Source organism: Rhizobium sp. ZPR4 (assembly GCF_040215725.1).
GTDB classification, from domain to species: Bacteria; Pseudomonadota; Alphaproteobacteria; order Rhizobiales; family Rhizobiaceae; genus Rhizobium; species Rhizobium rhizogenes_D.
On sequence record NZ_CP157967.1, the window covers coordinates 810,103 to 824,085 of the forward strand.

Below are 13,983 nucleotides of genomic sequence, written 5' to 3' on the forward strand. Positions count from 1 at the left end.
CCGGGTCTTTCGCCGTGTACATCAATTGTTGCGGCTATCCTGCTTGAAAAACTGGGAAAATCCGGGTATTCCCTTTGAATTAGGGTAGGATGCTAATAGTATAAAGTTGCAATAATGCCAGGTGCGCCATCAAGACAAGAACTCTTCGACGACCTTTCCGCGTTCAATCGCAAGCTGAGGGCAGCGTTTGACGCCCTCGTTCGCGAACACGGCATGACGCTCTCCCGCGCAAGGGTTTTTCGCAAACTCTCCCGCCGGGACGGGATCAACCAGAGGGAGCTTGCCGACGAGCTGGAGCTGGAAACGCCGACGCTCGTGCGCATCCTTGATGCCATGGAGGCGCAGAATTTCATCGAGCGCCGTGCTGCGATATCCGATCGCCGTGCCAAGCAGATTTTCATGACGGAATCCGGAAAAGTCGTCGCCGCCGAGGTCGAGGCTCTTGCCACCAGTGTACGCGCAGATATCTTGGAAGGGATTTCGGACGAGGATGTCGGCATGGCACTCAAGGTTATCCGCGCCATGACTGCCAATCTTCAGAATATCGGCAAATCATGAGGTAGCGCATGAGCGGTGAGCCAGGCCCGGTCGCCAACGCGGAAGCCAACGCCGTTCCTGCCGCTCCACCGCCTATGCCGGGCTGGAAAGTGCCGCTCTATATTGCGGCATCGGTCATGTTCTTCTTGACCCAGGGCCTGGGTCTCAATCTCGCCTTCGCCAATCTCACGCAGATCCAGGGAACCATTGCGGCAACGACCACAGAGTCCGCATGGCTCTCCGCCGCCTATATGGCGCCCAATGTCAGCCTCGCCATCGCGCTGGTGAAGATCCGTCTCCAATATGGCGTGCGCAATTTCGCCGAGGTCAGCATTCTCGGCTTCGTGCTCGCCTCGCTGCTCAATCTCTTCGTTTCCGATCTGCATTCGGCGATTGTCGTCCGTTTCCTGAGCGGCATCGCCGGCGCACCGCTCTCGACGCTCGGCTTCCTTTATATGCTGGAGGCTTTCGAGCCGGCGAAGAAGATGACGATCGGCGTTAGCCTGGCGATGATGAATACGCTGCTTGCTGCGCCCATCACTCGCCTCGTATCGCCCTCGCTGCTGGATTATGGCGAATGGCGCGGCCTCTACACGCTTGAAATGGCATTGGCGTTGCTGGTCATGCCGATCATCTACCTGCTGCCGCTGACGCCGCCGCCGCGTGTCAAGGTCATCGTCCTGGGCGATATCTTCAGCTATCTCCTTGTGGCGATCGGTTTCGGCTGTCTGGCTGTCGCCCTGTCGGTCGGGCGCCTCTACTGGTGGCTGGAGGTGCCATGGCTCGGGGTCGTCTTGGCGATTGCCGTCGCGTCCCTGACCATCGCCATCGTCGTCGAATTGAGACGCTCGACGCCTCTGATCGACGTTCGCTGGCTGCTTCGGCCGGAAATTCTGCATCTGACGGCGATCCTTTTGATCTTCCGCATCATTGCGGCCGAGCAGACTTCGGTCGTCATGACCTTTTATCAGAACGCGGTCGGACTGCTCTACGATCAGCTCTCCATGCTCTATTGGATCATCCTGGCCTTCTCCGTCATCGGTGGTCTCATCTGTACCGTGTTCATGAGCTATGGCTTCAGCTGGCAGATCCAGTTCGTCGCGCTTATCCTGATGGGGGTGGGCGCGCTGATGGATTCGCAGGTAACGAACCTGACCCGTCCCGAGCAGATGTATCTCAGCCAGGCGCTGGTCGCGGCCGGCGCGGCGCTTTTTCTGCCGCCATCCATGTCGGAGGGTTTCAAGGCCGCCATCACCAAAGGGCCGCCTTATCTGGTGACCTTCTTCGTCGTCTTCACCTTTACGCAGAGCATAGGTGGTCTCATCGGCTCGGCCTTTTACGGTACGCTGATCACCATTCGCGAAAAGTTCCATTCCGCCGTGCTGACCGAACGCGTGCTGCTGACCGATCCGCATGTGGCCGAGCGCGTCAGCCAGCTTTCATCCTCCTATGGCAAAGTGATTGGCGACAGCGCGCTTCTGAAGGGAGAGGGGGTGGCGCTACTCGGCGCGCAGGTCAGCCGCGAGGCCAACATGCTTGCCTATGGGGATGCATTTTTCGTCGCCGCCGTGATCGCCTTCCTTTCCCTTGCCGGCCTATCAATCCATGTTCTCTTCCGCTTCGTCAGGGCTCGCCTGGCCGACGATCGGTTGCAGGTCGTGACATCTAACCAATGAGGATATGAAATAGCTCCATGTCGAGGCTCGTTCGCTCCCCAATCGAAGTCATCGCCGTTCTCGCCGGTGTCGGCGGCGTCATGCTGGTGCTCTATGCATGGCATCTGCCGCCGTTCAAAACCTCGGTCGAGACCACAGACGACGCCTATGTCAAAGGCTATGTCACGACCATCAGCCCGCAGGTCAGCGGCTATATCACCGACGTGCCGATCAAGGACTACAAGCTCGTGAAGGAGGGCGATGTGCTCGCCCAGATCGATAACCGCATCTACAAACAGAAGGTGGCGCAGGCGCACGCCACGCTGGATGGACAGAAGGCGGCGCTCGCCAATTCGCAGCAGCAGGAGCAGGCCGCGAAGGCCGGCATCGTCTCTAGTCAGGCGCAGATCGATAGCGCCAACGCGGCGCTGAAACGTGCCCAGCTTGCCGCCGATCGCGTAACCACGCTGGTTTCCAGGGGCGTGTCGACGACGAGCGATTCCGAACAGGCGCAGGCGACGCTGCAGCAGGCAGAGGCATCGGTCAATCAAGCGAAGGCGGCACTTGACGTCTCGCAGCAGAACCTGACGACGATCATCGTCAACCGTGCTTCGCTGGAGGCTGGCGTCAGCGGTGCGGAGGCTGCCGTGCAGCTTGCCGATATCGATCTCGACAATACGACGATCAGGGCGCCGCAGGACGGTCGTGTCGGGGAAGTCGGTGTGCGCCTCGGCCAATATGTGACGCCCGGCACGCAGCTGATGAACCTGGTCCCAAAAGACGTCTGGGTCATCGCCAATTTCAAGGAAACGCAACTTGACGGCATGAAGCTCGATCAGCCCGCGACGATCTCCGTGGATGCGCTCGGGCATCGCGAGATCAAGGGCCGCATCCAGCGTTTCTCTCCAGCTGCGGGCTCGGAATTTGCCGTGATCAAACCCGACAACGCCACAGGCAATTTCACCAAGGTCGCCCAGCGTCTCGGCGTCAGGGTCAAGATCGAGGATGGGCAGCCTCTGGCGGATCAGTTGGCGCCCGGCATGTCCGTCGTCGTTTCGATCGACAAGGATTCGGCTGCATTGCCGGAGCCCAAGACCGGTGACTGATTGAAAGACCTTTATACCTTGCAGGCAAACAAAAAAGCCTGGGTCGGAAGACCCAGGCTTTTTTCATTCGCAATCACGAAAAAGGCTTGAGGATCAAGCTTCTTCGTCGCCGTCGCGCTCAGCTTCCGGATCGAAGAAGTCTTCCGGACGCAGAGCGTCTTCGTCAACGCCGTAGATGGCGTCGGCGGAGGTGAGGGTTTCACCCTTGGACTGACGTTCTGCTTCTTCAGCGGAACGGGCAACGTTGAGCTCGACGTTGATTTCGACTTCGGAGTGAAGCGCGATGGCAACCTGGTGCAGGCCGATGGCCTTGATCGGCGTGTTCAGGTGAACCTGGCTGCGGCCGATGTTGAAGCCTTCGGCAGCGAGGATTTCGACGACGTCACGAGCGGCGACCGAGCCGTAGAGCTGGCCGGTTTCGCCAGCCGAGCGAACGACGATGAAGGACTTGCCGCCGAGAACGTCGGCAACCTTCTGTGCTTCGCTCTTGCGCTCGAGGTTACGAGCTTCGAGCGTGGCGCGCTCGGCTTCGAAACGGGCCTTGTTGGCGGCGTTGGCGCGCAGTGCCTTACCAAGCGGCAGCAGGTAGTTACGAGCAAAGCCGTCACGAACCTTGACGGTTTCGCCCATCTGGCCGAGCTTGGAGATGCGTTCGAGGAGAATGACTTCCATTTTCGTTGTTCCTTTCGATATCAGATTTTCGTGTCTTGTTTGGGTGTGTCGGCATTCTTGTTCGGGGTGAGCGATATCGCCTTGCGGGTATCGTAGAGGCCGAGAACGAGAATGATTAAGAGCGGCAGCGTCAGCAGGAAGGTCATCAGGTAGCAGATGATCAGCACCGGCAGGCGCCAATCCTTGCCGCGGGTCCGGTAATGCAGCGATGCAAAGCCGGAAACGATGAAGCCCGCGCCGAAGGCACCGAGCACGGCGGCGGCAATGAGGCCGAGGACACCGCCGAAGAAGATGGCGACGATCGCCACGAGAAAGACGAAGATCGCATTGCGGTTCATGCGCAGCGCCGAGGGGATATCTTCGCGTGGGCGAAGATTGTGGCTCGAAGCCGCGACGATGCGGGTCGCGACATAATAGGCGGCGAGCAGCATCATGACCCAGATCATGCCCCAGGCGATCGGGATCATGTAGAGCATCAGCGACTTCATCTTCGCGATCGCAACCGGATTGAGTTGAAGATCGGGAGACTGCTGGTTCACCGCTGTGATGTAGGCGTCGACGACCTGGCCCACGAGATCGGCGCCGTAGCCCATGACCGCGCCGGCGACGATGATGACGACCGCGGCGAGACCGCACAGGTGCAGCATGATGTCGGAGAGCGGATACCAGGCCATCAGATTATCCGGCCCGCCGAGTTCAGAGGCGGGACGCGCCAGATTGGCGAGATGGCTGAGCCATGCGGGGATCAGCGTCAGCAGCAGGACAAACAGCCCGAAATAGATCGAGGGCCCGATGATCGTGCCGACGATGCCGGCCGCCGCGACGGCGACGATGACGGCCATATTGCCCCAGCCGAGGCCGACGATCAGGATCGGAAGAGCGGAAAGCGCGCCGAACAGGATGAACAGCAATGGCTGCACCGTCGCGCCATACACGAGTAGGGCGGCGGTCAGACCGGCGAGCGCGCCGATGCCAAGCTCTTTTGCGTTCAACTTCTTCACGTCGCTGTCCTGCTTCATGATCGAGCAGTTAGAGGATGCCTTCGCCACACGGGCCTGAAAGCTTATCCCCAACATGGGGTTTCAAGGTTCCGATCCGCGCCCATCGCGAAAGGGAGAAGGGAAGGCATCGCTGCCTTCCCTCTTAATTCATTCTGCGTCGGTCGCTATTAGGCGACGACGTAGGGCAGCAGGCCGAGGAAACGGGCGCGCTTGATCGCCTGGGCGAGTTCGCGCTGCTTCTTCTGGGAAACGGCCGTGATGCGGGACGGAACGATCTTGCCGCGCTCGGAAATGTAGCGCTGCAGGAGACGGACGTCCTTGTAGTCGATGCGCGGCGCATTGGCGCCCGAGAACGGGCAGGTCTTGCGGCGGCGATGGAACGGACGGCGGACCGGTGCGGAGGAAACTTCAGACATTCTCAAATCTCCTTATACGCGGTCTTCGCGCGGACGGCGCGGACGATCTTCGCGGTCACCACGATCCGGGCGCGGACCACGATCGCCGAAGCTACGCTCCGGACGGTCGCCATCGCGGCGCGGACGGTCGTCACGGTCGCGCTTCTGCATCATGGCCGACGGGCCGTCTTCGTGCTTCTCGACAGCGATCGTCATGTAACGCAGGACGTCTTCGCTGATGCGCATCTGGCGTTCCATTTCCTGGATCGCAGCGGCCGGAGCATCGATGTCCATCAGGGCGTAGTGAGCCTTGCGGTTCTTCTTGATGCGGTAGGTGAGGGACTTGAGGCCCCAGTTTTCGATACGCCCGACTTTACCGCCATGAGCTTCGATGACACCCTTGTACTGTTCTACGAGGGCGTCGACCTGCTGAGCGGAAATATCCTGCCGGGCAAGGAATACATGTTCGTAAAGAGCCATGGATAGCTTTGCCTTTCTTGCGTTGATCTGAACCCGATATTCGGCGGCTAAGCCTCAACGACTGCTCCTGAGAGGGTAAACCCAAGCAAGAAAAGCGTTTCCGAGACGGTCGAGAGCGGAGACACGGGAGGCTGGAACGCTTCCGTTCCGACGATTCTTCTTGCGAAAAACCGGCCCTCCGTTCAGCCACCAGCCAGAAGACCGGGTTGCGAACAGGGCGGCTTATACGGATTTTTCTCCGAAAGGCAAGGGTGCGAGCGAAATTATGCCGTTTTGCTCGGAAGCGGCGTCGATGCCCGGGCCAAATCGTGAGCCCCGGCCTGCCGCAGCGTTGCACCCGCCGCGCTCTCCCATATGATAAGAGGCGAATTGCAGCAATAGGGATGGTTCATGCGCATCTTTCTCGTTCGGCACGGCGAATCCCTTGGCAATATCGATGACCGGGCCTATCGGCAGTTCGGCGATCACAATGTGCCGTTGACCGAGTGGGGTTATCGGCAGGTGCTGGAGGCAGGGGAGGCGATATCAGCCTATCTGAAAGGGCTGCCATCAACCGAATTGCGCAAGCTGAGCGTCTGGTATTCGCCCTTCCTGAGGACGCGCCAGAGCAAGGATGCCTTGCTGGGGGTCTTGCCGGTTGATCTGATCAGGGACGTGAGGGAGGATTATCTGCTGCGCGAACAGGATTTCGGGCTCTTCACCGAAATCTACGATCATGCCGAACAGAAGCGGAAATTCCCCGATGAATTCGAAAAATGGGCAAGGCTGCGCAACAATAACGGCAAGTTCTATGCGCGTCCGCCAGATGGCGAGAGCCGCGCCGATGTCGCTCAGCGCGTCCGTCTGTTCCTCCAGACCGTCATGCACGATGCCGAAAACGGCAGGAACAGTGTCATCATCGTCGGCCATGGCGTCACCAACAGGGCCTTCGAGATGAACTTCCTGCATCACCCGGTCGATTGGTTCGAGCAGTCGAGTAATCCGGGCAACGCCGATGTGACCTTGATCGAGGGAAGCAGTTCGGAAGGCTACCGATCGATCCTGCTTCACAAGTCCGCGGACCGGGTGAAAGGGCAGGAGGAGCTGCGTGAAGCCCATGGCTCCGAATTGGCGATTGCGCCGAAGGCGGAGCAGTAGAGATTGGCAGACCGCTTTCCGCTCTTCTTTTAGTGGATGCGGCTTAGTTGCATTTTTCCAGAATCTCGGCCACGACACGTTCAAGCGGTGCAGTCGCATCGATGACGACGCCGTTTGCTGGGACATCTTCTTTCGTTGCGTGCAATCGCTCGATGAACTGCCGTTCGGCAGGTCTTCCACCCCACTCGTTTTCCGGCCTCTGGGCAAGCCGTCGGGTCAAAGTGTCAAGATCGACCTCGAGAACAAAAACCTGATCGAACAGATGAATGAAGCTGGGGAAATTCCTGGAGCCGCCGCAGAAAAACGACACAGCATGGCCTTGGTCAGCCACCAGTGCTTTGACCTTGTCCACGTCCCAAATATGGTGCTCATGGGCAAGTCCATCCAGAGGCTCCCCCGTTTCGGGATCGCCCTGATAAGCCAAATCGGTATCACCATTGATGGCATGAAAACCGCGCCGCTGCAGCGCGCGACAGACCGATGTCTTGCCGGTGCCGGAAACGCCCTCGATCAAATAGTTTCTGATACCCATCCCATTGCTCCCGGATAAACGAGTTCCGGTTATGGCGTTGGTGGCTGCAGGGCCATCCCGCCGAAGACGGCGGGTAGCTCCAGTTAGTCGAAGGTCGCGTTGGTTCGCTCGATGGTATCCGTTACCGAGTTGCCGCTCTGAGGCCTCACATCGGCATCGGATACTTGCGGTGCACCTGCTCGATCTCGGCCAATGCCTCTTCCGGCAGCGTCACATAAGCTGAAGCGATATCGGTCTCGAGCTGCGGCATCGTCGTCGCACCGATGATGACCGAGGCCATGAAGGGCTTGGTCAGGCAGTAGGCCAGCGCCAGCTTCGACGGGTCGATGCCGTATTTGGCGGCGATTTCAAGATAGGCCTTTACCGGCGGTTCCTGCAGCGGCTGCAGGCGGCCGCCGATGTCCTGGTTGATCGAGCCGCGCGAGCCGGCCGGGCGGGCGCCGCCGACATATTTGCCGGTGAGGATGCCGCCGGCGAGTGGCGAATAGGCGAGCAGACCGACATCTTCGTGATGCGAAAGCTCGGCCAGATCGAGGTCGAAATGCCGGTAGAGCAGGTTGTACTCGTTCTGCGTGGTGGCGACACGCGGCAGGCTCTTCTGCTCGGCAATGGTAAGATATTTCTGGATGCCCCAGGTCGTTTCGTTCGAAAGGCCGATAGCGCGGATCTTGCCGGCCTTTACCAGTTCGCCCATCGTCTCCAGGATCTCGGTGATATCGGCAATCGCCTTTTCGCGATCCTGGTTGAAGGGGTTATAGCGCCAGTTCTGGCGGAAATGGAAATGGCCGCGGTTTGGCCAGTGGATCTGATAGAGGTCGATGTAATCGGTCTTCAGCCGCTTCAGGCTGGCATCAACAGCTGCATTGATATTGGCGGCATCCGGACCCTGTCCGCCGCGCAGATATTCGCGGCCCGGGCCGGCAACCTTGGTGGCGAGCACGACATCCTTGCGCTTGCCGGTCTTCTCGAACCAGGTTCCGATATATTCCTCCGTGCGGCCTTGAGTTTCCGGTCCCACCGGCGTCGTCGGATACATTTCTGCGGTGTCGAAGAAATTGATGCCCTTATGAACGGCGTAGTCCATCTGCTCATGGGCTTCGGCTTCGCTGTTCTGCGTGCCCCAGGTCATTGTGCCCAGGCAAATCTGCGAAACGGAAATATCGGTGCGGCCTAAATTCTTATATTTCATGGGAAAACCTTGGGAGATGGGAGAAAGCCAAAATGAATGAGGTCGCGAGAATTTAGGCCTCATCTGAGCGAGCGCAAGAAAAAAATCATTGCGTTTCGCGGGCGCAAAAGCCTGTGGCTGCGGGGCTTGCACTATTGACTCCGCCGCAAACAATGTCATTGGGAAGCAAAACGACCCCCAAAAGGACGCTTTATAATGACTGTTGCTTTCACATTTCCCGGCCAGGGCAGCCAAGCCGTTGGCATGGGCAAGGACCTTGCCGACAATTTCGCCGAGGCGCGTGCCGTCTTTGAGGAAGTCGATGAAGCGCTCGGTGAAAAGCTCTCCGACATCATCTTCACCGGCCCGGAAGAGACGCTGACCCTCACGGCCAATGCGCAGCCGGCGCTGATGGCGGTATCGATGGCCGTCATCCGTGTTCTGCAGGCGCGTGGCCTCGATCTGAAGAGCAAGGTCGCCTATGTCGCCGGCCACTCGCTCGGCGAATATTCCGCTCTCTGTGCCGCCGGCACCTTCTCGCTTGCCGACACGGCACGCCTGCTGCGCATCCGCGGCAACGCCATGCAGGCGGCGGTGCCCGTCGGCGTCGGCGCCATGGCGGCAATCATCGGGCTCGAACATGCCGATGTCATTGCTGTCTGTGCTGAAGCATCCGCGCTCGGCGCCTGCCAGATCGCCAACGACAATGGCGGCGGCCAGATCGTCATTTCCGGCGAGAAGGCTTCGGTCGAAAAGGCTGCCGAGCTTGCGACCGCCAAGGGCGCCAAGCGCGCGATCCTGCTGCCGGTTTCCGCTCCCTTCCATTCGACGCTGATGGCGCCGGCCGCCGACGCCATGCGCGAGGCGCTTGCCGGCGTTGCCAAGGCCAATCCGGTTGTGCCCGTCATCGCCAACGTCCGGGCCGCTCCAGTCACGGACGCAGAGGAAATCGCTAAGCTTCTCGTCGAGCAGGTCACCGGCCAGGTGCGCTGGCGCGAGACGGTGGAATGGTTTGCCGCCAAGAACGTGACAACATTGTATGAAATTGGCGCCGGCAAGGTGTTGACGGGCCTTGCGCGTCGTATCGACAAGACGGTCAATGGCATCGCCGTCAACAATGCTGCGGATATCGACACGGCGCTCGCCGCCTTGCTCGGCTAATAGATTAAGGAACGAGGGACAAACATGCTTGATTTGACCGGCCGCAAGGCCCTGGTAACCGGTGCATCCGGTGGCATCGGCGAAGAAATTGCCCGGCTCCTGCATAAGCAGGGCGCCATTGTCGGCCTGCACGGTACGCGCGTCGAAAAGCTGGAGGCGCTGGCTTCCGAACTCGGCGATCGCGTCAAGATCTTCCCGGCCAACCTGTCGGATCGCGACGAGGTGAAGGCGCTCGGCGCCAAGGCGGAAGAGGAGCTCGGCGGCGTCGATATTCTCGTCAACAATGCCGGCATCACCAAGGACGGCCTCTTCGTTCGCATGAGCGACGAAGACTGGGACGCCGTGCTGGAAGTCAATCTGACCGCCGTCTTCCGCCTGACGCGCGAGCTGACCCATCCGATGATGCGCCGCCGCTACGGCCGCATCATCAACATCACCTCTGTCGTTGGCGTCACCGGCAATCCCGGCCAGGCGAACTACTGTGCTTCCAAGGCTGGGATGATCGGCTTCACCAAGTCGCTGGCGCAGGAAATCGCCACCCGCAACGTCACGGTCAACTGCGTTGCGCCTGGCTTCATCGAAAGCGCGATGACGGGCAAGCTGAACGACAAGCAGAAGGAAGCCATCATGGGCGCCATTCCCATGAAGCGCATGGGCACGGGCGCGGAAGTTGCTTCCGCCGTCGCCTATCTCGCTTCCTCGGAAGCAAGCTATGTCACGGGCCAGACGATCCATGTCAACGGCGGCATGGCTATGATCTAAAGGAATTGCTGTTGAAGGGAACTTTCCCTCCAATAGCATGTTGAGCAACCCGGAGCCGGCTATTTTCTGGCTTTGCGACGGACTTAAACCGTGTTAAGCGGGCCATGACTGTGAACAGTCGTCCGGAAAATTCAGGCGGACTGGGCCACATTCAAGGCGCTGGACCGGATCTCAATGCCGGGTTGAACGGGTTTGCCAGCGGCGTCGGAACAGATGCTGCAGGTTTGAATTAGGGTAGGGATGTCATAAGGCATTCTCATCAGGATATAAGGTCGAGGAAACCGACATGAGCGATATCGCAGAACGCGTAAAGAAAATTGTTGTTGATCATCTTGGCGTTGACGCCGACAAGGTTGTTGAAAGCGCAAGCTTCATCGACGATCTGGGTGCGGACTCGCTCGACACCGTCGAACTGGTCATGGCCTTCGAAGAAGAATTCGGCGTTGAAATCCCGGACGACGCTGCTGACTCGATCCTGACGGTCGGCGACGCGGTAAAGTTCATTGAGAAGGCTCAGGCCTAATCTTTCGCGCTTTTTGAAGGGGCGGGCTGAAGAGTCCGCCCTATTTCGTCCGGCGAAGCCGGACGAAGCATATTTATACGCATATCATCATAAAAAGACGGGGGTCTGCGGGCGATGAGACGTGTCGTTATCACGGGTACCGGCATGGTATCACCTTTGGGCTGTGGCACGGAGGTGTCCTGGACGCGTTTGCTCGCTGGGCACAATGGTGCACGCCGCGTGACCGAATTCGAGGTCGAGGACCTCGCTGCAAAGATTGCCTGCCGCATTCCTGTCGGCGACGGCACCGATGGCACCTTCAATGCTGATGATTGGATGGAGCCGAAGGAACAGCGCAAGGTCGATCCCTTCATCATCTATGGCATGGCGGCTGCCGATATGGCGCTGGCCGACGCCCACTGGCATCCGGAAACGGATGAGGATCAGATCGCCACGGGCGTCATGATCGGCTCGGGCATTGGCGGCCTCGAAGGCATCGTCGAAGCCGGCTATACGCTGCGCGACAAGGGTCCACGCCGCATTTCGCCCTTCTTCATCCCCGGTCGCCTCATCAATCTCGTATCCGGTCAGGTCTCGATCCGCCATAAGCTGCGCGGCCCGAACCATGCCGTCGTCACCGCATGTTCCACCGGTGCACATGCGATCGGCGATGCCGCCCGGCTGATCATGCTCGGTGATGCCGATGTCATGGTGGCAGGCGGTGCCGAAGCTCCGGTCTGCCGTATTTCGCTTGCGGGCTTCGCTGCCTGCAAGGCGCTGTCGACGGACTTCAATGATACGCCGCAGAAGGCTTCGCGCCCCTATGACCGCGACCGTGACGGCTTCGTCATGGGCGAGGGCGCCGGTGTTGTCGTTCTTGAAGAGCTGGAACACGCCAAGGCCCGCGGTGCAAAGATCTACGCCGAAGTTGTGGGATACGGCCTTTCGGGCGATGCCCATCACATCACCGCTCCCTCGGAGGACGGCGAGGGCGCATTCCGCTGCATGACTTCGGCCCTGAAGCGTGCGGGCCTGACAGCGGCTGACATCGACTATATCAACGCGCATGGCACATCGACCATGGCCGACACGATCGAACTCGGCGCAGTCGAACGACTGGTCGGCGATGCGGCGCCAAGAATCTCCATGTCGTCCACCAAGTCGGCGACGGGCCATCTTCTCGGAGCTGCCGGCGCCATCGAGGCGATTTTCACCACGCTCGCCATTCGCGACAATATCGCCCCACCGACGCTCAACCTGGATAATCCGGAGCGCGAGACCGCTATCGATCTCGTTCCGCACAAGGCCCGTAAGCGCGAAATCAACGTCGCGCTGTCGAACTCTTTTGGCTTCGGCGGCACGAATGCGTCGCTTGTCCTGCGCCGCTATGAGGCTTAATAACAACGCGTAACGGTTAGGGCGAGGGTGCCTTGCGGCAATCTCGCCCGCATCCTTGATTGTTGCTGCGCCTTCGTCTTTTCGGGAATGCGGTGCGGGAACGCCTGATCGGTCGAAGTCGGAGCCTGCAGCTCCGCCTTATCTTCTGAACCTGCTTTTTGCCGCATTGCTTGGCCAAAGAGCAGGCAATGACAAAAGGGAAGGGATTGCCGGTGAGCGATACGAACCAGAGCAACGGAACTCCGAACGGGCAGAAGGGACCGATTATCCCGAAATCGGCCAATGAAGCCCTGCGCCCGGAGCGTGTTCCGGATCCGCCGAAGCGTTCGCGCAAAGCCCGCAGCCAGATGGTTATCTTCCTGAACTTCCTGATGACGCTGGCGGTTTTTGTCGCCGTTGCCGCCATCGGAGGCGCTTACTACGCGTTTTCGATCTATCAGGGTTCCGGCCCACTGACGACCAATACCAATTTCATCGTGCGCAATGGTGCCGGTCTTAGCGAGATCGCCAATCGGCTTGAATCCAATAACATCATCACGGATCAGCGTATCTTCCGCTGGCTGACGGCCACCTATCTGCGTGACGGTGAAACGCTCCGCGCCGGCGAATATGAGATCAAGGCCGGCGCCTCCATGAAGGATATCATGGAACTGCTGAAGTCCGGCAAGTCGATCCTCTATTCGGTTACTTTGCCGGAAGGGCTTACGGTGCGGCAGATGTTCAACAAGCTGCAGGCCGATGTCGTGCTGGAGGGTGATTTGCCGTCGGCCTTGCCGCCGGAAGGCAGCCTGAGACCGGACACCTATAAATTCACGCGCGGCACCAAGCGCACCGAAATCATCCAGCAGATGGCGGCGGCACAGACGAAGCTGGTCGATCAGATCTGGGAGAAGCGCGATTCGAGCGTTCAGCTGGCGAACAAGCAGGATTTCATCACGCTGGCTTCCATCGTGGAGAAGGAAACCGGCCTGGCGGACGAGCGCGCCCATGTCGCTTCCGTCTTTCTGAACCGGCTGGGCAAGGGCATGCGCCTGCAGTCTGACCCCACGGTCATCTATGGTCTCTTCGGTGGTGAAGGAAAGCCATCCGATCGCCCGATCTATCAGTCCGACCTGAAGAAGGACACGCCTTATAATACCTATCTTATCAAGGGCTTGCCGCCGACGCCGATCGCGAATCCGGGCAAAGATGCGCTGGAGGCTGTCGCCAACCCCTGGAAGACGCAGGACCTCTATTTCGTGGCTGACGGCACGGGCGGGCATGTTTTCGCCGCGACGCTGGACGAGCACAATGCCAATGTCAGACGCTGGCGCAAGCTGGTTGCCGAGAAGGGTGAAGATCCGAGCGCCATTGCCGTTGATGGCCAGCCCGACGATGCTGCCGTAGCCCCTGGCTCGGGCACGCAGCAGAAGAAAAAGACCAACTAATCCTCACCGCGCCGTGGTCTGCATAGGAGTCCGGCGCGGATTCACTTTAC

15 protein-coding genes are annotated in these 13,983 nt (G+C 59.6%); 9 read left to right on the forward strand and 6 right to left on the reverse strand.

Features of this window, described 5'->3' with window-relative positions:
* Positions 1-114 precede the first annotated feature (114 nt).
* Genes ABOK31_RS03975 through ABOK31_RS03985 form a run of 3 tightly spaced genes read left to right on the forward strand, consistent with a single transcriptional unit; the run spans position 115 to position 3,298 of the window.
* Positions 115-558, forward strand: coding sequence for a MarR family transcriptional regulator (locus ABOK31_RS03975; RefSeq protein WP_349957836.1), 444 nt, complete (start codon positions 115-117; stop codon positions 556-558).
* 8 nt (positions 559-566) lie between these two features.
* Positions 567-2,213: an MFS transporter gene (locus ABOK31_RS03980; protein ID WP_349957837.1), complete on the forward strand. Its 1,647-nt coding sequence runs from the start codon at positions 567-569 to the stop codon at positions 2,211-2,213.
* A 17-nt stretch (positions 2,214-2,230) separates the two neighbouring features.
* A complete protein-coding gene (locus tag ABOK31_RS03985; protein ID WP_349957838.1) occupies positions 2,231-3,298 on the forward strand; it encodes an HlyD family secretion protein in 1,068 nt (355 codons plus the stop codon).
* Positions 3,299-3,391: 93 nt separating this feature from the next.
* Here the strand turns inward: ABOK31_RS03985 and rplI are convergent, their stop codons facing one another.
* The 4 genes from rplI to rpsF form a co-directional block, all read right to left on the reverse strand.
* A complete protein-coding gene (gene rplI, locus ABOK31_RS03990; protein WP_174174176.1) occupies positions 3,392-3,970 on the reverse strand; it encodes a 50S ribosomal protein L9 in 579 nt (192 codons plus the stop codon).
* Between the two features lie 20 nt (positions 3,971-3,990).
* Positions 3,991-4,971 (reverse strand): DUF2232 domain-containing protein, encoded by a 981-nt coding sequence (locus tag ABOK31_RS03995; RefSeq protein WP_174174177.1) that lies wholly within the window; start codon positions 4,969-4,971, stop codon positions 3,991-3,993.
* Positions 4,972-5,138: 167 nt separating this feature from the next.
* Positions 5,139-5,387 carry a 30S ribosomal protein S18 gene (gene rpsR, locus ABOK31_RS04000; RefSeq protein ID WP_004122103.1) on the reverse strand — a complete coding sequence of 83 codons (249 nt, stop codon included), beginning with the start codon at positions 5,385-5,387 and terminating at the stop codon, positions 5,139-5,141.
* Between the two features lie 12 nt (positions 5,388-5,399).
* A complete protein-coding gene (gene rpsF / locus ABOK31_RS04005) occupies positions 5,400-5,846 on the reverse strand; it encodes a 30S ribosomal protein S6 (RefSeq protein WP_015339354.1) in 447 nt (148 codons plus the stop codon).
* 390 nt (positions 5,847-6,236) lie between these two features.
* Between rpsF and ABOK31_RS04010 the strand changes: the two genes are divergently transcribed.
* Entirely contained in the window at positions 6,237-6,983 is a 747-nt protein-coding gene (locus tag ABOK31_RS04010; RefSeq protein WP_349957839.1) for a phosphoglycerate mutase family protein, read from the forward strand.
* A 43-nt stretch (positions 6,984-7,026) separates the two neighbouring features.
* On the opposite strand, the gene ABOK31_RS04015 is transcribed toward ABOK31_RS04010, so the two are convergent.
* Together ABOK31_RS04015 and ABOK31_RS04020 are read right to left on the reverse strand one after the other, a co-directional pair.
* A complete protein-coding gene (locus tag ABOK31_RS04015; RefSeq protein WP_349957840.1) occupies positions 7,027-7,515 on the reverse strand; it encodes an AAA family ATPase in 489 nt (162 codons plus the stop codon).
* A 145-nt stretch (positions 7,516-7,660) separates the two neighbouring features.
* Complete coding sequence (locus ABOK31_RS04020; protein WP_174174180.1) at positions 7,661-8,704, reverse strand: aldo/keto reductase; 1,044 nt, start codon at positions 8,702-8,704, stop codon at positions 7,661-7,663.
* Between the two features lie 195 nt (positions 8,705-8,899).
* Between ABOK31_RS04020 and fabD the strand changes: the two genes are divergently transcribed.
* The 5 genes from fabD (at position 8,900) to mltG (ending at position 13,933) form a co-directional block, all read left to right on the forward strand.
* Complete coding sequence (gene fabD, locus ABOK31_RS04025) at positions 8,900-9,844, forward strand: ACP S-malonyltransferase (RefSeq protein ID WP_349957841.1); 945 nt, start codon at positions 8,900-8,902, stop codon at positions 9,842-9,844.
* A 24-nt stretch (positions 9,845-9,868) separates the two neighbouring features.
* A complete protein-coding gene (gene fabG, locus ABOK31_RS04030; protein WP_349957842.1) occupies positions 9,869-10,606 on the forward strand; it encodes a 3-oxoacyl-[acyl-carrier-protein] reductase in 738 nt (245 codons plus the stop codon).
* A gap of 286 nt (positions 10,607-10,892) precedes the next feature.
* The gene (locus tag ABOK31_RS04035; protein ID WP_004122114.1) at positions 10,893-11,129 is read left to right on the forward strand and encodes an acyl carrier protein; all 237 of its coding nucleotides are present in this window, start codon (positions 10,893-10,895) and stop codon (positions 11,127-11,129) included.
* 114 nt (positions 11,130-11,243) lie between these two features.
* Positions 11,244-12,506, forward strand: coding sequence for a beta-ketoacyl-ACP synthase II (fabF, locus tag ABOK31_RS04040; RefSeq protein WP_349957843.1), 1,263 nt, complete (start codon positions 11,244-11,246; stop codon positions 12,504-12,506).
* A gap of 212 nt (positions 12,507-12,718) precedes the next feature.
* The gene (mltG, locus tag ABOK31_RS04045) at positions 12,719-13,933 is read left to right on the forward strand and encodes an endolytic transglycosylase MltG (RefSeq protein WP_174174993.1); all 1,215 of its coding nucleotides are present in this window, start codon (positions 12,719-12,721) and stop codon (positions 13,931-13,933) included.
* Positions 13,934-13,983: the final 50 nt, after the last annotated feature.